Source organism: Stenotrophomonas sp. 22692 (assembly GCF_052045015.1).
Classification (GTDB): Bacteria; Pseudomonadota; Gammaproteobacteria; order Xanthomonadales; family Xanthomonadaceae; genus Stenotrophomonas; species Stenotrophomonas geniculata.
In genome coordinates this window covers 3908-20191 of sequence record NZ_JBQEMR010000002.1, presented here as the reverse complement: position 1 = coordinate 20191, position 16284 = coordinate 3908, and the positions used below count along the sequence as shown (strand labels likewise).

The window sequence follows — 16284 nt, the reverse complement described above, 5'->3', positions numbered from 1 at the left end:
CCGACAGCCTCATGTGCCGTTGGGGGAACACAATGCCGGCCAGCGGCCGGCACTACCGGGAGACGTGGCCGGGCAGGGCCCGGCGTATCCGTCAGTTGTCCAGCTCCAGCACCATCCGCACCAGGCCTTCGGCACCGGTCGGGTGCGGCACCGGCTTGAAGCCCAGCGAGGCGGCCAGCTGCTTCATCGGCTCGTTCTCGGCGGCAACGTCGCCGTACAGGCGGTCCAGGTACTTGCCGCGGCCCCACTTCACCAGCTTGCGCATCAGCTGCCGGCCCAGGCCCTGGCCGATCAGGAAGCGGCTGATCAGGATCGCGTACTCGGCTTCACGGGTACCGGGGATGATCGAGGCCCGGGCGACCGCACCGACCACTGCTTCGCCAGCAGGCAGGGATTCGGCAGCGACCAGGGTGATCTCGGTCTTGGGATTCGGGTGGGTCAGGCGCTGGGTGGTTTCCGGCGACAGCTCGGTCACCGCCTGCAGGAAACGATCACGGATTTCTTCCGGTCCGAACAGGCTGAACGCCGCTTGCAGCGGTGCGCCATCTTCCGGGCGGATGGGGCGGATCAGCAGCTCGTGGCCGCTGGGAGCCTTGAAGATCTCATGCCAGGGCGGCATGCGGTTGCGAGTGGCCATACCGGGTGATTCCTTGGTGGTCCATCGATTGTGGCATCACCGGGGCTGCATTCCGTGAACGAAAGGCTCACGGCGGTACAGCCTCGTGAAGGCCGTTACTCGGGTGCTTTGAGCCAATCCAGGCGGGTGCTGGCACCCGGTTCGCCCAGGTGCTGGCGCAGCGCCGGCAGGGCCGGGCCGACCACCCGGTCGAACTGCCAGGGCGGGTTGAGCAGCAGCATGCCACTGCCGTTGAGGCGCAGCGGCGAGTCGTCCGGGCGCACCAGGAACTCGATCGTCATCGCCGATTTCACCGGCAGGGCGGTGGCCTTGCGCAGGAAATGCAGGATGGTCCGGCGCTGCTTGATCGGGAACCAGACGGCACACGTGGCCTGCGGCCAGCGCGCCAGGGTTTCGGCCAGGGCGGCCAGCACCGCCTGGTACTCGGCATCCTGGGCTTCGTAGGGCGGGTCGATCAGGACCAGGCCACGGCCGATCTTGCTGCCGTTGAACTTCGGCGGCAGCAGCGAGCGCAGCAGCGCATAGCCATCGCCAGAGCGCACATCGACGCGGCTGTCATGGGCGAACAGGGCCTTCAACGTGGCCGTTTCGGCTTCCTGCAGCTCACAGACCGCCATGCGGTCCTGCGCACGCATCGCCTGTGCGCTCAGCAGCGGCGAACCCGGATAATTGGTCAGCGCGCCGACCGGGTTGTCGGCCTGTACCGCCTTCAGGTAGCGCTCGACCACCTCCGGCAGCTTGGGCTGGGCCATCAGCCGCATGATTCCGGATTCGGCCTCCAGGGTCTTGCGGCTCTCTTCGCTGGCCAGCAGGTAGCGGCCGGCACCGCCGTGGGTGTCGAGCACGAAGAACGGGCTGTCCTTGCGCTTGAAGCTGTCGATCAGGGCCAGCTGCACGATGTGTTTGAGCACGTCGGCATGGTTGCCGGCATGGAAGGCGTGGCGATAGTTCATGGGCGGCAGTGTACGGGGCGGCGGCCGCAGCGGCTATGCTGCGCGCCATGACAGCTCCTGTTGCCCATGTCCTGGTGGTCGAGGACGAAGCCGCCATCGCCGAAACCGTGCTCTATGCGCTGCGCAGCGAGGGCTATGCCGCCAGCCACTGCCTGCTGGGCGGCGAGGCCCTGCAACGGCTGCAGGCCGGGGATATCGACGTGGTGGTGCTGGACGTGGGCCTGCCCGACCTGGGCGGCTTCGAGGTCTGCAGGCGACTGCGCGCGCAGCCCGGGCCGTCGGCGCAGCTGCCGGTGATCTTCCTGACCGCCCGCAACGACGAAGTGGACCGGGTGCTCGGCCTGGAGCTGGGCGCCGACGACTACATGACCAAGCCGTTCTCGCCGCGCGAGCTGGTGGCACGGGTGCGTGCGCGCCTGCGCCGCGCGGCACCGGTCGTGGCAGCACCCGGCGCCGATGCGGGCTGGCAGGAACATGGCGCCTTTGCCATCGACCGCGAAGGCCGGCGCATCCGCTTCCGTGGCCAGGCACTGGACCTGACCCGCTACGAGTACGCGCTGCTGGAAGCGCTGCTGCTGCGCCCGGGCGCCATCCTCAGCCGTGCGCAGCTGATGGACCGTGGCTGGGACAGCAGCGCCGACAGCGCCGACCGCACCGTTGATACGCATGTAAAGACGCTGCGCGCCAAGCTGCGCGCGGCCGGTGCCAGCGACGACCCGATCCGTACCCACCGTGGCCTTGGCTACGCGCTGGAGGTCTAGCCGATGCGCCTGGTACTGAAGCTGTTCCTGGGCTTCTTCCTGATCACCGGCATCGCGGCGTTCTTCGTGATGCGCGTGTTCGTCAACGAAGTGAAGCCCGGTGTGCGCCAGGCGATGGAATCGACCCTGGTCGATGCGGCCAACGTGCTGGCCGAAATGGCCGCCGCCGACGTCAAGGCCGGCACCATCCGCAGCGGCAGCTTCACCCGCAACCTCGCCAAGGCACGCCAGCGCGACCTGAAGGCGATGGTCTGGCGCTTCCCGAAGCGCTCGCTGGATTACCGGGTGACCATCACCGATGCCAAGGGCATCGTCATCTACGACTCGCTGGGCCGCGACCTGGGGCGCGACAACTCGCGCTGGAATGATGTCTATCGCACCCTGCGAGGTGAGTACGGCGCGCGTTCCAGTCCCGAGATTGCCGGCGAAGAGGGCGACACGGTGATGCATGTGGCGGCGCCCGTATATGACCCGGCCGATGGGCGCACCCTCATCGGCGTGCTCAGCCTGGCGCAGCCCAACCGCAGCATCGATCCGTTCATCGCCGCCAGCCAGCGCGCCATCATCGAGCGCGGGGCCTGGCTGATCGGCTTGTCGGCGCTGGTCGGTGTGCTGGTGACGATGTGGCTGACCACCGGCCTGGGCCAGCTCAGCCGCTATGCGCGTGCGGTCAGCGCCGGCGAACCGGTGCCGCCGCCGCGCCGCCGCCGCGACGAGATCGGCGATCTCGGCCAGGCGCTGGAAACAATGCGCCGCAAGCTGGAAGGCAAGGCCTACGTCGAGCAGTACGTGCAGTCGCTGACGCATGAGATGAAGAGCCCGCTGGCGGCCATCCGCGGTGCCGCCGAGCTGCTGCAGGAGCCGCTGCCCGAAGCCGATCGCGTGCATTTCGCGCGCAGCATTGTCGACCAGCAGGAGCGGCTGACCGAGACCATCGACAAGCTGCTGGCACTGGCTGAAGTGGAACAGCACGGCTGGCTGCAGACCCGCGACCGGATCGCGCTGCCGGCATTGCTGGCCGATGCGGCCGCTGCCGCGCAGGTGCGCGCACAAGCGGCAGGCGTGCAGGTCCGCATCGGCAGCGTGCCCGACCTGCAGGTGCAGGGCGACGGCTACCTGCTGCGACAGGCACTGCACAACCTGATCGACAACGCGATTGCCTTCTCGCCGGCTGGCGCGGAGATCGCGCTGCAGGCCGAGGTGGACGGGCAGGGCGTGCGCCTGCAGGTGGCCGACCGTGGCGCCGGCATTCCCGACTACGCGCGTGAGCGGGTGTTCGAACGTTTCTATTCGCTGGCGCGCCCCGGCAGCGGGCGGCGCAGTTCCGGCCTGGGCCTGCCGTTCGTGCGGGAAGTCGCGCGCCTGCACGATGGGCGCGCCAGTGTCGATGCACGCGACGGCGGCGGTACCGTAGCCAGCCTGTGGTTGCCGCTGGGTACACCGGGCCAGCGCTCGCGCCGCTGACTTCACACTCGCTTCAAATTCGCCACAAACCCTGCTCACTGCAGCGGTCCATCCTGCAGTCCTCTCCAACGAGGATGGACCATGAAATCCCTGAAGATGCTGCTGCGGTTCGCCATTGTCGGCGGGCTGATCCTGCTGCTGCTGATCCCGCTGACGATGATCCGCGGGGTCATCAACGAACGCAGTGCGTACCGCGATGAGGCCTTCGCGCGGGTGGCCGACAGCCGCGCCGGTGCACAGCAGCTGGTCGGGCCGGTGCGGGTGGTGCCGTGGGTGGAGCGCAAGCAGGTTGAACTGGTCGATCCGCTGGGCGTCAAGAAGACCGAGGTGCAGGTCACCGAGGGGCACTGGTTGCAGATGCCGGCGTCGCTGGAGGTGGGCGGTGAGATGCTGCCGAGCCAGCGTGAGGTCGGGCTGTTCAAGGTGCCGGTCTACAGCTGGAACGGCCAGATGAAGGCGACGTTCGCCGAAGACGACTATCCGGTGAAGGCCGGCCGCAGTTACGGCCAGCCGTATGTAGCCGTGGGCATTTCCGATGTGCGTGGCCTGGTCGGTACGCCGAATCTGCGCGTGGATGGCAAGCAGCTGCGGCTGCTGCCCGGCGTGGGCGCGGCCAGCGAAGTGGGGCGAGGCCTGCATGCACCGGTGGCCGGTTTCGCTGCGGATCAGGGCGGCACGCTGGCTGCCAGCACCGTTGAACTGGAGCTGCGCCTGGACGGCAGCCGCATGCTGTCGGTGGTGCCGGTAGGCGACGATACGCATATCGCGCTGCGTTCGAGCTGGCCGCACCCGTCGTTCAGCGGGGCGTTCCTGCCCAATGAGCGACGCGTTGATGCACAGGGTTTCGATGCGCGCTGGGCCGTGTCCTCGCTGGCCTCCGACGCACAGCGACAGCTGCGCAATGACGGTTCGGTCGATTCGCAGGCGGTGACGGTATCGCTGGTCGATCCAGTCGATGCTTACACCCAGGCCGATCGCGCCTCGAAGTACGGCGTGCTGTTCGTGCTGCTCACCTTCGTCGGCTTCATCCTGTTCGAACTGATCAAGTCGCTGCGCATCCACCCGCTGCAGTACCTGATGGTGGGCCTGGCGTTGGCGATCTTCTTCCTGTTGCTGATCAGCCTGTCCGAGCACATCGCGTTCTGGAAGGCCTACCTGGTATCGGCGGTGGCCTGTATCGGCCTGCAGGCGGTGTACCTGGCCAACGTGCTGGGCCATTGGAAGCGCGGTCTCGGCTTCGCTGCGCTGCTGACCGTGCTGTACGGCGCGCTGTATGGCCTGCTGGTGTCGGAGAACAACGCGCTGCTGATGGGTTCGCTGCTGCTGTTCGTGATCCTGGCGCTGGCGATGTGGGTGACGCGCCGGGTCGACTGGTACGCGCTTGGCGCGGAACTGAAGTAAGGAGTACGTCATGGGCTGGCGCCAGGGATTGCGGCAACGGGCACGGCAGGGCATTCCGGCCCTGCTGGAAGTGGATGCACTGCTGCAGGCACATGGCGTGCTGGCGGCCCTGCCGGGGGCACGGATCGCCCCCGGCCTGGTCCGCTTCCAGCTGGCTGCGGTGACCTGCGAGGGATTGCAGGGGCAGGGACTGCGCTGGCTGCAGGACGCGCGGCAGGGACGCGGCGCGGTGGCCGGCCGGGTGCCGCGCTACCGGCCATGGAAGGCCGGGGCGGAGGCGCTGGCCGAGATCGGCATCGGCGGCCTGCCGGATGACTGGCCGGCACACGCGTCGGTGTATGGCTGCAGCAGCATCGATCGGCGGCATTGGTTGTTGTTGCTGCCGGAGCGGGCGCAGTTGTGGTTGGGGTGGAGTGGGTGATCGGGTTGTTCATCCACGCATGGCGTGGATCTACTGGCGGGAACCCCGCCCTCTGGTGGGTGCGAGCTGACCGGTCACCTGTGGGTGCGAACCTTGGTTCGCACGCTCCTGCCCATGACCGATGGGACGGTATCGGCGCGCCCCTGCTGGCTAGACTCGATGGGTTGATGATCGAGCCGAAGGGCAGGGGTGCGATGTGTTGAAGTGGGGCGTGCTGGCCGTAGCGCTGGCGATGGGTGGCAATGCAATGGCGCAGCAGCGCGAGTCGGTGGACCTGGACATGGTCAGCCGCATCCGCCAGGAGGCCTTCCACCGTTCGCAGGTGATGGATACCTTCAGCTACCTCACCGAACGCATCGGCCCGCGCCTGACCAATTCTCCGGCGATGGGCCGCGCCAACGCGTGGACCCGCGGCAAGTTCAGCGAATGGAAGCTGGACAACGTGCACGACGAAGCCTTCGATGACTTCGGCCGTGGCTGGGAGTTCACCTCGGCCAGCGTGGAAATGCTGGGTGACCGCGTGCAGCCGCTGCATGCGCTGCCCAAGGCCTGGACGCCAGGCACCAAGGGACCGGTTGAGGGCGAGCTGGTGCACGTGGAGATCAAGAAGCCCGAGGACATCGAAAAGTATCGCGGCAAGCTGCGCGGCAAGATCCTGCTGCTGGGCGAGGCGCGCGAGTACAAGCGCGGCACCGAGCCGGACTCGCACCGGCATGACGCCACCTCGCTGGAGGGCCTGCAGGAATTCACCCTGCCCAAGGACGTCGCCGCCGAGCGGGCCAAGCGGGTGAAGGAATACAAGGAACGCCAGGAGCTGGCCGCCAAGGTCAACGCCTTCTTCGTCGAAGAGGGCGCGCTGGCCGCGATCAGCATCAGCAGCTGGGACAACGGTATCATCCGCGTCGCCGGCGGCGGTTCGCGCAAGGCCGGCGAATCGGTGGGCATCCCGGAACTGGCGATGATCGCCGAGCACTTCAATCCGCTGGTGCGCGCGCTGGATGCCAAGCAGCCGGTACGCCTGCGCGTGGATGTAGCCGCGCGCTTCACCGACGAGGCTGACCAGCCCGGCTACAACACGCTGGCCGAGATCCGCGGCAGCAGCAGGCCCGACGAAGTGGTGATGATCGGCGCTCACCTGGATTCCTGGCACAGCGGCACCGGCGCGGCTGACAACGCGGCCGGCGTGGCGGTGATGATGGAGGCGATGCGCATCCTCAAGGCCACCGGCGCCAAGCCGAAGCGCACCATCCGCGTGGCGTTGTGGAGCGGTGAGGAGCAGGGCCTTATCGGCTCGCAGGCCTATGTGGCCAAGCACTTCGGTCGTTTCCCGGAACCCACCGACCCGGCCCAGAAGGCGCTGCCGGCCTCGCTGCGCGAGCCGACCGGTGCATTGCAGAAGACCCGCGACTACAGCAAGTTCCAGGTCTACTTCAACATGGACAACGGCTCGGGCCGCTTCCGGGGCATCTACGCGCAGGAAAACCTGGCGGCGATGCCGATCTTCGAAGCCTGGCTGGCGCCGTTCCATGACGTGGGCGCCACCACCGTGGCCACCCGCAACACCGGCAGTACCGACCACATCAGCTTCGACCGCATCGGCCTTCCGGGCTTCCAGTTCATCCAGGACCGGCTGGACTACTTCACTAACGTCCACCACAGCCACCTGGATACCTGGGACCACGCCGAGCCGGAAGACCTGAAACAGGCCGCCGCCATCGTCGCCTCGTTCGCCTACAACGCCGCCATGCGCGAGCAGTCCTTCCCGCGCAAGCAGGAACCGTAAAAGGGGACGGAGGGGATTAAGTCGTTTCTCCCCTCCGTTTCCCGGTCGCAGCGCCCAGAGGCTGGGCAATCGCGACTTAATCCCTCCGTCCCCTTTTTCCGTCGGGGGCGGAGGGCTGGTAAAATCGGGGGATTCCCGTTCCTCGAGCCGTCCATGACCTGCCGCACCCGCTTCGCCCCCAGTCCCACCGGCTACCTGCACATCGGTGGTGCCCGCACTGCGCTGTACTGCTGGCTGGAGGCCCGCCACCGTGGCGGCGAGTTCGTGCTGCGCATCGAGGACACCGATCGTGAACGCAGCACCCAGGGCGCGATCGACGCCATCCTGGAGGCGATGGAGTGGCTGGGCCTGGACTACGACGAGGGCCCGATCTACCAGACCGACCGCGTCGCCCGTTACCAGGAAGTGGCCGAGCAGCTGATCGCCGACGGCAAGGCGTACTACGCCTACGAAACCCGCGAAGAGCTGGATGCGATGCGCGAGGCCGCCATGGCCAGGCAGGAAAAGCCGCGTTACAACGGCGCTGCACGCGAACTGGGCCTGCCGTACAGAGACGACCCGAACCGCGTCATCCGCTTCAAGAACCCGCTGGAAGGTACGGTGGTGTTCGACGACCTGATCAAGGGCCGCATCGAGATCGCCAACAGCGAGCTGGATGACATGGTCATCTTCCGTCCGGACGGCTACCCCACCTACAACTTCGCGGTGGTGGTGGACGACTGGGACATGGGCATCACCGAGGTCATCCGCGGTGACGACCACATCAACAACACCCCGCGCCAGATCAACCTGTACGAAGGCATCGGTGCGCCGGTGCCGAAGTTCGGCCACATGCCGATGATCCTGGACGAGCAGGGGGCCAAGCTGTCCAAGCGCACCGGCGCGGCCGACGTGATGCAGTACAAGGACGCCGGCTACCTGCCCGATGCGCTGCTGAGCTACCTGGCCCGGCTGGGCTGGTCGCACGGTGACCAGGAGCTGTTCAGCCGCCAGGAACTGATCGACCTGTTCGACGTGAAGGACTGCAATTCCAAGGCCTCGCGCCTGGACATGGCCAAGCTGGGCTGGGTCAACCAGCACTTCCTGAAGACCGAGGACGTGGCCGCCATCGTGCCGCACCTGGTCTACCAGCTGCAGAAGCTGGGCCTGGACGTGGCCGCCGGCCCGGCCCCGGAGGACGTGGTGATCGCCCTGCGTGAGCGCGTGCAGACCCTGAAGGAAATGGCCGAAAAGGCCGTGATCTGGTACCAGCCGCTGACCGAGTACGACGAAGCGGCGGTGGCCAAGCACTTCAAGGCCGGTGCCGAGGTGGCGCTGGGCAAGGCCCGCGAGCTGCTGGCAGCCCTGCCGGAATGGACCGCCGAGTCGGTGGGCGTGGCCCTGCACGACGTCGCCGCCGCGCTGGAGATCGGCATGGGCAAGGTCGCCCAGCCGCTGCGCGTGGCCATCACCGGCACCCAGGTCAGCCCTGACATTTCCCATACCGTGTACCTGGCCGGCCGCGAGCAGGCCTTGAAACGCATTGATGTGGCCATCACCAAGGTAGCAACGGCCTGAGGCATCCTTGCCAGGCCCGAACCGGAGAACACGCATGCCCGCCAAGACCGCCACTGCCTGTACGGCCCCGCACCACCACGTCCACGATGCATCGGATTTTGTGGCGGTGGTCGAGCGCGTCTCGCGCGAACGCGGGCTGCGCCTGACCCCGATCCGCGCCAATGTGCTGAAGCTGATCGCCGAGGCCGGCAAGCCGGTCAAGGCCTACGAGCTGCTGGAATGGGTGCGCAACGGCAAGGGCGTGGGCGCTGATGCCCCGCCCACCGTGTACCGCGCGCTGGATTTCCTGATGGCCAATGGCTTCGTGCACAAGCTGGAGTCGGTCAATGCCTTCGTGGCCTGCCACCATCCCAGCAGCGCCGCGCATTCGGTGCCGTTCCTGATCTGCAACAGCTGCCACAGCGCGGTGGAGCTGGAAGACCGCGAAATCGTCACCCAGCTGGAGAAGCGCGCCAAGGAGCTGGGTTTCCAGCCGCAGGCGCAGACTCTGGAAGTGCACGGCCTCTGCGCGCGCTGCGCGGGCTGAGCAATGGGTCCTGGGGTCAGATCCCTTTTGCCTTGGCAAAAGGGATCTGACCCCCGTTTCATGACAAACGCTAGTCCATCGGCTTGCTTGCGGTATCCACCCGCACGATCACCGACATGCCGGGCCGCAGTTGTGCCGCCAGCTTCTGGCCCTCGTTGATCGAAATCCGTACCGGCAGCCGCTGCACCACCTTGGTGAAGTTGCCGCTGGCATTGTCCGGGCGCAGCACGCTGAATTCCGAGCCGGTAGCCGGCGCGATCTCCTGCACGCGGCCCCGCAGCACCTGCCCCTGGAACGCGTCCACCGAGAACGTGGCCGGCTGGCCGATCGCCATGCCCCAGGTCTGGCCTTCCTTGTAGTTGGCCACCACCCACAACGTGTCAGGTACCAGGAACAGCAGCTGCGAACCGGCAGCGACGTACTGGCCCACGCGCACGCTGGCCTCGCTGATCTGGCCGTCGCGCGGTGCGTGGATCACCGTGTTGGCCAGATCGATGCGGGCCAGTTCCAGTTGCGCCTGCGCGCTCTCCACCTGCGCCTCCAGGCTCTTGCGCGCCACCTGGGTCGATACCAGGGTTTCCTCGGCAATGCGGATCTGCGCCTGTGACTGCTGGACGCTGGCCTGTGCCGACGCCTGGGTGGTGCGGAACTTGTCGCGGTCGTTGACTGACACCAGTTGCTGCGCGGCCAGCTCCTCGTAGCGCTTCAGCTCGTTGCGTGAGCGTTGCAGCTCCGCCTGGCCGGCCGACAACGTGGCGTGTGCGGAGGCGATCTGCGCACGGTTCTGCGCCTGCGACTGGTCCGAGTTGGCCAACGCCGCGCGTGCGCTGTCCAGCGTCGCCTGCGCCTGGGCGACGCGCTGCGCGTAGATGCGGTCATCGATGCGCAGCAGCGGCTCGCCCTGCTTCACGTGCTGGAAGTCCTTCACCAGCACTTCGGTCACGTAGCCGTTCACCTGCGGCGCCATCACCGTGATCTGCCCGCGTACATAGGCGTTGTCGGTCACCATCACGCTGCTGGTGAATGGCCACAGGTGCCAGGCGCGCAGGATCAGCGCAATGCCCAGCAGGGCGACCACCACCATCACCACTACACTGCGCGCGCTGGGCTTGAGGTACTTCGGCGCGACCGCCGGCTCAACGGGTGTGGGCGCAGGTGCCGCGTCGGTCGGCGGCGGAGGGGTCACGTTGTCGTCGGGTCGGGGCGGGACGGGAGGCATGGCGGAGGACTCAGCGGGGCGCGGCCGGCGTGGCCGCAGCGGGGGAAGTGGTGTGGCGCTTGCGCCATTGCTTGAGCACCGCGGTGCGCAGCGACAGCAGCAGCAACCAGCACAGGAAGCCGATGGCCAGCCAACCGCTCAATGTGAACACATCATTGAATCCACGCACGTTGGCTTCGCGGCGAGTGGTCTGCGCCAGCTGCGCGCTGCCCTGCGCACTGCGCAGCACCGGGTCGGTGATCTGTGCGCTGTACAGCTGCTGCTGGATGCGCAGGCGTTGTGCCACCACCGGGTCGGCCGGGTCGAGCTGGCTGGTCAATGCGCTGGAGTACAACTGCTCGCGATGCAGCTGGAAGGTGCCCAGCACCGCCGAGCCGGCCAGGCCACCCAGCGTCTGGGTGATCGACAGCGTCACCAGGAAGGTGATCATGTGATCCACGCCCTGTTTCAACGCGGCAGAGATGCCGAGCATGATCAGCGGGCCCATGAACATACCGGCACCGACCGAGGCCAGGAACTGGCTGGCGTAGAAATCGTGTGGCCGGTCCAGGCTGGTGCGGTGCTGGTCGAAGAACGCGGCGGCGCCCAGCAGCAGGATCGCCATCAGCAGCTGGGCGATCAGCCGCTTGGGGCCGAAGGTGAGCGAGGCGCCAGCGATGCCGACGATCACCCCGGCGAGGATCACTACGAACAGCGGGCGCATCTGGTCAGGCCCCATGCCCAGCGTGCGCATCAGGTTGATCACGCCGTAGGACTGCTCGGTGGTGAGGAATCGGATCAGGAACGCACCGACGATGAAGTGCAGTACCGGCAGCTTCGACAGCCAGCGGATCTGCAGCAACGGATTGCGCCGGTAGTGCTCGATGATGAAGGCGGTGGTGGACAGCGCGATCGAAGCGACCAGAGCCCAGCCCAGCCATGGCGTGTTGAGCCACCAGCGGGTGTAGCCCTGCGCCAGCACGATCACCAGCAGGGCGACGGCCGGTGCGAGCAGGGCGAACGTGAGGAAGTCCAGCGGCTCGAACGCCTTCACCTGGATGCCGGGCGGCAGCTTCAGCACCACCACCGCCGCGAACGCGCACAGTGCCAGCCCGGCCTCAAACGAGTAGAGCTGGTGCCACTGGCCGGTATCGACCAGGCCCGGCGACACGATCCAGGCGATCGGCACCGCCAGCTGCGAGAGGCCGACACCGACGACCAGCAGATTGCCGGTGAAGCGACGCGGCAGCGCCTGCAGCATGTACAGCGTGCCCAGTGTCGAACAGGCCGCACCCGCGAAGCCGCTGGCGGCGCGGGTCAGCATCGTGGTCTCGAAGCTGCCGACGAACAGGTGCAGTACCGCCAGCGCCGCATACAGGCCCAGCCCGATCTCGGCGAACAGGCGGATGCCGTACTGCTGGCGGAACTTGAAGGCCAGCAGGTTGGCGGTGACATTGACCATGGCATAGGCGGCCACCAGCCAGCTGCCCTGGGTGGGGGTCAGTGCCAGTTGGCCCTGCAGGAACGGCAGGTTGGCGGTGACCAGCGCATTGCCGAGGCCGCCGGTGATCGCCACCAGCAGCGATACCAGTGCATAGGCCAACCGACGGTACGGTGGGTGCCAGGGCATCGAAGCCGAACCGGGCATGGTCGGCTTCTCGTGCTCCTCCCAATCCGGAACCGGCTTCAGATACGGCTGGACCATCAGCGGGCCTCGCTGGTTGCTCCCTGGAGACCCCCGCGCAGCAGCTGCAGGGCGCGCCCGGCCAGGTGGGCGCGCTCGTCGCGGGTCTTGCCGCGCAGGGCCGCGCCCAGCATGCCCGAGATGAGTGAAATGTCCGTCTTCTCCAGATCGGCACGGCACAGGCCGGCGGCCTTGGCACGGGCGATCGGTGCTTCCAGCAGATCGCGCACGGTCTCGCGCGCGGTACGCATGGCCGGCACGTCCGAATCCACTGCGCGCCAGTAGTCGGCCAAGGCAGGTGAATCGATGATGCGCTGGGCCATGCCCTCGAACACCTCGAACAGGGCATCGTCGCGGTCGCCGAGCTGTTCGACCTGGCGCCGGATGCGGTCGACCGTGCGTTGCAGCAACGCCTGGATCAGCGCGGTGCGGTCGGGAAAGTTGCGGTACAGGGTGGCGCGGCCCACCTGGGCGCGTTCGACCACCAGGTCCAGCGGGGCGGTGACACCGTGTTGGCCGAACACATGATCGGCGGCGTCGAGGATGAGGGCACGGCGGGCAGCAGCATCGGCACGTTGGGCAGTCATGGAATTATGTTCGGACAAAAATGTCCGATTGGCGAGACTTTGAGTGACGGGATTGTCCGCTTGTTGTGGTACGCACATCTTTGTGACGAATGTGTGATGGTGCGGATCGAAATGAAAACGGGGGCCCGAAGGCCCCCGTGGGATCCGACCCCGCCTTACGCGATCAGAAGAACGCGCGGATGCCGAATGCGACACCGCGACCCGGCAGCGGCGAGTAGTCACGCAGCAGCGAGGTATGCGGACGCACTTCGCGGTTGGTCAGGTTGCTGCCATCCAGGAAGACCTCGTAGCTGTTGCTGGCGTTGCGGTCCCAGCGGTAGGCCAGGTGCGCATCGACCAGGGTGTAGCCGTTGCTCGGCTCCTCGTTCTGCGCGACGTCCTTCTGGCGGCTGTAGCGCACCGCACCGACCGAGGCGCGCCAGCCGTCCTTCGACCAGCGCAGGTCGGCACCGACGCGGGCCGGGGCGATACGCGGCAGGTAGCCGGTGTTGGCCAGTTCCACGTTGTAATTGTGGTTGTGGTCGCCGTGCGGCACGGCGATGTCGAGGTTGCGGCTGCCGCTGCCATCCAACTTGGCCTTCACGTAGTCACCGAACAGGCGCAGATCCCAGTCACCGGCGCCACCCTCGAACAGGTGCACCAGCGCTTCGGCCTCGGCGCCGCGGAACACCGCGTCCTGCTGGGTCCAGGCGCGGACCGGCAGGCCTTCGGTAACACCGGTGTCGGCCAGGTAGATGAAGTCCTTGAACCTGGTCTGGTAGACCGACGCGGAGAAGTCCAGGCGCTCGCTGTGGGTGTGGATGCCCAGTTCCACGCGCTGGCCGCGCTCGGTCTTCAGGTTGGCGTCGCCGATTTCCAGCGAGCGGGTGGCGATGTGTGCGCCGGCGGCATACAGCTCTTCGTTGGTCGGTGCACGCTCGGAGCTGTCCACGCCGATGCGCAGGTCAACGGCGTCGTTGAGCTTCCAGATACCGGCGGCAGACAGGTTGGTGGCACCGAACGTACGGCGGCGGTAGTCACCGGTCGGGTCCAGCTTGACCTGGTCGTGGCGGCCGCCCAGTTCCAGCTTGAACGGGCCGAACTGCTTTTCCTGCAGTACGAACAGGCCGATGTTCTTCGTGCCGGTATCCGGCACGAACGCCTCTTCGCCCTTGGCGCCGAAATCACTGTTGCCAAACTGCAGGCCGAAGGCACCGTCCCAGCCACCGATCTGCTGCTGTACGGCTTCCAGACGCGCTTCGATGCCACGGTTGGTGAAGCGGGTGGACGGCGTGCCGGCTTCCAGCTCCACGTGTTCGTAGTCGGTGTAGGCCACGCGTGCGTTGATGTTCTTCAGGAACGAGACCGGGTCGTAGATGCCGGCCTTGGTCTCGAAGCGGTTCTGCACCATGTCGATGCGCACGTCGTGCTCGTCGCCGCCTTCTTCTTCATCGCCATGGTCGTGACCGTGGTCATGGCCATGATCATCACCATCGGCGTGCACGTGCGCGCCATTGGGAATGCCGTAGTTGGTGCGGTAGGTGCTGGCCGATACGCCGAAGTAGCCGCCGTCGCCCAGCCACGTTGCGCCGACGCCACCGGCGCGGGTACGGATCGAGCTGTTGTCCAGGCGGCCGCGACGCGGCTCTTCACCCTCGGCCGCGTCATGGTCGTGATCGTGGTCATGATGATCTTCAAGGCTGTCGATCACTGCATAACCGGGGATGCGGTAGTCGTCGCCATTGCGGACCAGGCCATCCACGTGCAGCACGACATTGCCGCTGACGCCATCGAGGCGGAACATGCCGCTGCGTTCGTTGTTCACCGAATTGCCGCGCAGTTCTGCGCGGCCGCTCAGCGGGCGCTCCGGCAGTTCGCGCGCGATGCGGCCATCGACCACATTGACCGCACCACCGATGGCGCCGCTGCCGAACAGCAGCGTGGCCGGACCCTTCAGCACTTCGATCTGGTCGGCCAGGAACGGCTCGATGCTGGTGGCATGGTCGGCGCTGACGGTGGATGCATCCATGTTGCCCATGCCGTTGGACAGCACGGCCACGCGCGGGCCTTCCTGGCCGCGGATGATCGGGCGGCCGACGCCGGGACCGAAGAAGGTGCTCTGTACGCCGGGCAGCTTGGCCACGGTATCGCCGAGGGTGCCGGCCTTCTGCTCGTCCAGGCGTTCACCGGCCAGAACCTCCACCGGGCGTGCCAGCGATTCTGCGTCGCCCTGCAGCGGCGACGCGGTGACCTGCACCGACGACAGTTCAGTCAGGTGGCGGTCACGATGGGAATCGTCTTCGCTGGCGGCGAAGGCTACGGTCGGAAGCAGGGCGGTCAGGGCCAGGGCGAGGGAATGCGGCTTCAACCGCGGGGTACGGGCGGGCATCGGTGGGTCCTTTGTTACACTGTATCAATCGCTGGGCGCACGCATCCCGTCAGCGGGACAGGGGGAGGGAAACCGTGCGGGTCGGGAAGGGATGTTATATTATTCCATAACGATTCGCCGACCCTGCTGGAAGTCATGTCCCTGTCCTCACGCCTGCGCCACCTGCTCGACCGTTTCGGCGCCACGGGTTCGATGCTGTGCGCGGTGCATTGCGCGGTGATTCCGGTGCTGCTGGCGGCAGCGCCCTCGTTGGGCCTGTCGTTCTGGCTGAGCGACGGCGTGGAACAGGCGCTGGTGGTGTTCGTGACCCTGCTGGGGCTGTTCAGCCTGGTCTGGGGCTACCGTCGCCACGGTGCGCTGCGTGCGCTGGGCTTCCTGATTCCCGGCCTGGTGGCGTTGTGGGCCGGCGTGCTGTACGACCCGTTGCACCATAATGCGGTGCCGCACGCGGTGGTGATGACCGTCGGCGGCCTGCTGGTGGGTGTGGCCCATCTGGTCAACCTGCGCCTCAACCACGGTCACGTGCACGACGCCAGCTGCGCGCACTAGGCGCTCCATGGTAGGATTTTCGATCGTGCGCGGGGGCGCCCAGCAAGGCGGCCCCGCCGAACCCGTGTCAGTACGGGGTAACCAGATTTCACATTTGAGGAGTTGAAGACATGGGTAAGGGTGACCGCAAGACCGCCAAGGGCAAGCGCTACAACGCCAGCTACGGCAACGCCCGTTCGCACACCGCGAGCAAGGTCGCCGTAGGCGCCGCCGCTCCGGTTGCCAAGAAGACCGTGGCCAAGGCTCCGGCGAAGAAGGCTGTGGCGAAGAAGACCGTCGCCAAGGCCTGATCCGGCCCAGACCGGTTCAACGAAAAACGCGGCGCCTGGCGCCGCGTTTTTTTATGCACGTTTTTGTGGAGGCAAGACCACGATCTGGTTGGGGAACGCAGAAGA

15 protein-coding genes are annotated in these 16284 nt (G+C 66.9%); 9 read left to right on the top strand and 6 right to left on the bottom strand.

The window, feature by feature from the left end; translation table 11 throughout:
* Positions 1-91: 91 nt before the first annotated feature.
* Together ACTJJM_RS02385 and ACTJJM_RS02380 are read right to left on the bottom strand one after the other, a co-directional pair.
* The gene (locus tag ACTJJM_RS02385; RefSeq protein ID WP_004150340.1) at positions 92-637 is read right to left on the bottom strand and encodes a GNAT family N-acetyltransferase; all 546 of its coding nucleotides are present in this window, start codon (positions 635-637) and stop codon (positions 92-94) included.
* A gap of 95 nt (positions 638-732) precedes the next feature.
* Positions 733-1590 (bottom strand): 23S rRNA (adenine(2030)-N(6))-methyltransferase RlmJ, encoded by an 858-nt coding sequence (locus ACTJJM_RS02380; RefSeq protein ID WP_019338445.1) that lies wholly within the window; start codon positions 1588-1590, stop codon positions 733-735.
* Between the two features lie 35 nt (positions 1591-1625).
* On the opposite strand from ACTJJM_RS02380, the gene creB reads away from it, so the two are divergent.
* The 7 genes from creB (at position 1626) to ACTJJM_RS02345 (ending at position 9503) form a co-directional block, all read left to right on the top strand.
* The gene (gene creB, locus ACTJJM_RS02375) at positions 1626-2351 is read left to right on the top strand and encodes a two-component system response regulator CreB (protein WP_099559257.1); all 726 of its coding nucleotides are present in this window, start codon (positions 1626-1628) and stop codon (positions 2349-2351) included.
* 3 nt (positions 2352-2354) lie between these two features.
* The gene (gene creC / locus ACTJJM_RS02370; RefSeq protein ID WP_071305704.1) at positions 2355-3815 is read left to right on the top strand and encodes a two-component system sensor histidine kinase CreC; all 1461 of its coding nucleotides are present in this window, start codon (positions 2355-2357) and stop codon (positions 3813-3815) included.
* Positions 3816-3896: 81 nt separating this feature from the next.
* The gene (creD, locus tag ACTJJM_RS02365) at positions 3897-5216 is read left to right on the top strand and encodes a cell envelope integrity protein CreD (RefSeq protein WP_071305705.1); all 1320 of its coding nucleotides are present in this window, start codon (positions 3897-3899) and stop codon (positions 5214-5216) included.
* 10 nt (positions 5217-5226) lie between these two features.
* Positions 5227-5637 carry a hypothetical protein gene (locus ACTJJM_RS02360; protein ID WP_049482784.1) on the top strand — a complete coding sequence of 137 codons (411 nt, stop codon included), beginning with the start codon at positions 5227-5229 and terminating at the stop codon, positions 5635-5637.
* Between the two features lie 196 nt (positions 5638-5833).
* Positions 5834-7420: a M28 family metallopeptidase gene (locus ACTJJM_RS02355; protein ID WP_125437099.1), complete on the top strand. Its 1587-nt coding sequence runs from the start codon at positions 5834-5836 to the stop codon at positions 7418-7420.
* A gap of 153 nt (positions 7421-7573) precedes the next feature.
* Positions 7574-8977, top strand: a complete 1404-nt coding sequence (gltX, locus tag ACTJJM_RS02350; protein ID WP_010483126.1) for a glutamate--tRNA ligase — start codon at positions 7574-7576, stop codon at positions 8975-8977.
* 34 nt (positions 8978-9011) lie between these two features.
* Positions 9012-9503: a Fur family transcriptional regulator gene (locus ACTJJM_RS02345; RefSeq protein WP_004150412.1), complete on the top strand. Its 492-nt coding sequence runs from the start codon at positions 9012-9014 to the stop codon at positions 9501-9503.
* 70 nt (positions 9504-9573) lie between these two features.
* Here ACTJJM_RS02345 and ACTJJM_RS02340 read toward each other — a convergent pair whose 3' ends face one another.
* The 4 genes from ACTJJM_RS02340 to ACTJJM_RS02325 form a co-directional block, all read right to left on the bottom strand.
* Positions 9574-10722 carry an HlyD family secretion protein gene (locus ACTJJM_RS02340; RefSeq protein WP_019659169.1) on the bottom strand — a complete coding sequence of 383 codons (1149 nt, stop codon included), beginning with the start codon at positions 10720-10722 and terminating at the stop codon, positions 9574-9576.
* Between the two features lie 10 nt (positions 10723-10732).
* Entirely contained in the window at positions 10733-12406 is a 1674-nt protein-coding gene (locus tag ACTJJM_RS02335) for an MFS transporter (protein ID WP_241874655.1), read from the bottom strand.
* The gene (locus tag ACTJJM_RS02330) at positions 12406-12972 is read right to left on the bottom strand and encodes a TetR/AcrR family transcriptional regulator (protein ID WP_010483118.1); all 567 of its coding nucleotides are present in this window, start codon (positions 12970-12972) and stop codon (positions 12406-12408) included. Before ACTJJM_RS02330 ends, ACTJJM_RS02335 begins: the two co-directional genes overlap by 1 nt.
* Positions 12973-13135: 163 nt before the next feature.
* Positions 13136-15340, bottom strand: a complete 2205-nt coding sequence (locus ACTJJM_RS02325; protein WP_010483114.1) for a TonB-dependent receptor — start codon at positions 15338-15340, stop codon at positions 13136-13138.
* A gap of 135 nt (positions 15341-15475) precedes the next feature.
* Here ACTJJM_RS02325 and ACTJJM_RS02320 point away from each other — a divergent pair, with 135 nt between their 5' ends.
* Together ACTJJM_RS02320 and ACTJJM_RS02315 are read left to right on the top strand one after the other, a co-directional pair.
* Positions 15476-15889, top strand: a complete 414-nt coding sequence (locus tag ACTJJM_RS02320; RefSeq protein ID WP_019338435.1) for a MerC domain-containing protein — start codon at positions 15476-15478, stop codon at positions 15887-15889.
* A 110-nt stretch (positions 15890-15999) separates the two neighbouring features.
* Positions 16000-16179 (top strand): 30S ribosomal protein THX, encoded by a 180-nt coding sequence (locus tag ACTJJM_RS02315; RefSeq protein ID WP_010483110.1) that lies wholly within the window; start codon positions 16000-16002, stop codon positions 16177-16179.
* Positions 16180-16284 lie beyond the last annotated feature (105 nt).

Excerpts from the sequence above, each read along its gene's own strand:
- ACTJJM_RS02325 (WP_010483114.1), bottom strand. The coding sequence starts at position 15,340 with ATGCCCGCCCGTACCCCGCGGTTGAAGCCGCATTCCCTCGCCCTGGCC.
- creC (WP_071305704.1), top strand. The coding sequence starts at position 2,355 with ATGCGCCTGGTACTGAAGCTGTTCCTGGGCTTCTTCCTGATCACCGGC.
- ACTJJM_RS02330 (WP_010483118.1), bottom strand. The coding sequence starts at position 12,972 with ATGACTGCCCAACGTGCCGATGCTGCTGCCCGCCGTGCCCTCATCCTC.
- creB (WP_099559257.1), top strand. The coding sequence starts at position 1,626 with ATGCTGCGCGCCATGACAGCTCCTGTTGCCCATGTCCTGGTGGTCGAG.
- ACTJJM_RS02320 (WP_019338435.1), top strand. The coding sequence starts at position 15,476 with ATGTCCCTGTCCTCACGCCTGCGCCACCTGCTCGACCGTTTCGGCGCC.
- ACTJJM_RS02360 (WP_049482784.1), top strand. The coding sequence starts at position 5,227 with ATGGGCTGGCGCCAGGGATTGCGGCAACGGGCACGGCAGGGCATTCCG.
- ACTJJM_RS02385 (WP_004150340.1), bottom strand. The coding sequence starts at position 637 with ATGGCCACTCGCAACCGCATGCCGCCCTGGCATGAGATCTTCAAGGCT.
- ACTJJM_RS02345 (WP_004150412.1), top strand. The coding sequence starts at position 9,012 with ATGCCCGCCAAGACCGCCACTGCCTGTACGGCCCCGCACCACCACGTC.
- ACTJJM_RS02380 (WP_019338445.1), bottom strand. The coding sequence starts at position 1,590 with ATGAACTATCGCCACGCCTTCCATGCCGGCAACCATGCCGACGTGCTC.
- ACTJJM_RS02340 (WP_019659169.1), bottom strand. The coding sequence starts at position 10,722 with ATGCCTCCCGTCCCGCCCCGACCCGACGACAACGTGACCCCTCCGCCG.
- gltX (WP_010483126.1), top strand. The coding sequence starts at position 7,574 with ATGACCTGCCGCACCCGCTTCGCCCCCAGTCCCACCGGCTACCTGCAC.
- ACTJJM_RS02335 (WP_241874655.1), bottom strand. The coding sequence starts at position 12,406 with ATGGTCCAGCCGTATCTGAAGCCGGTTCCGGATTGGGAGGAGCACGAG.
- ACTJJM_RS02315 (WP_010483110.1), top strand. The coding sequence starts at position 16,000 with ATGGGTAAGGGTGACCGCAAGACCGCCAAGGGCAAGCGCTACAACGCC.
- creD (WP_071305705.1), top strand. The coding sequence starts at position 3,897 with ATGAAATCCCTGAAGATGCTGCTGCGGTTCGCCATTGTCGGCGGGCTG.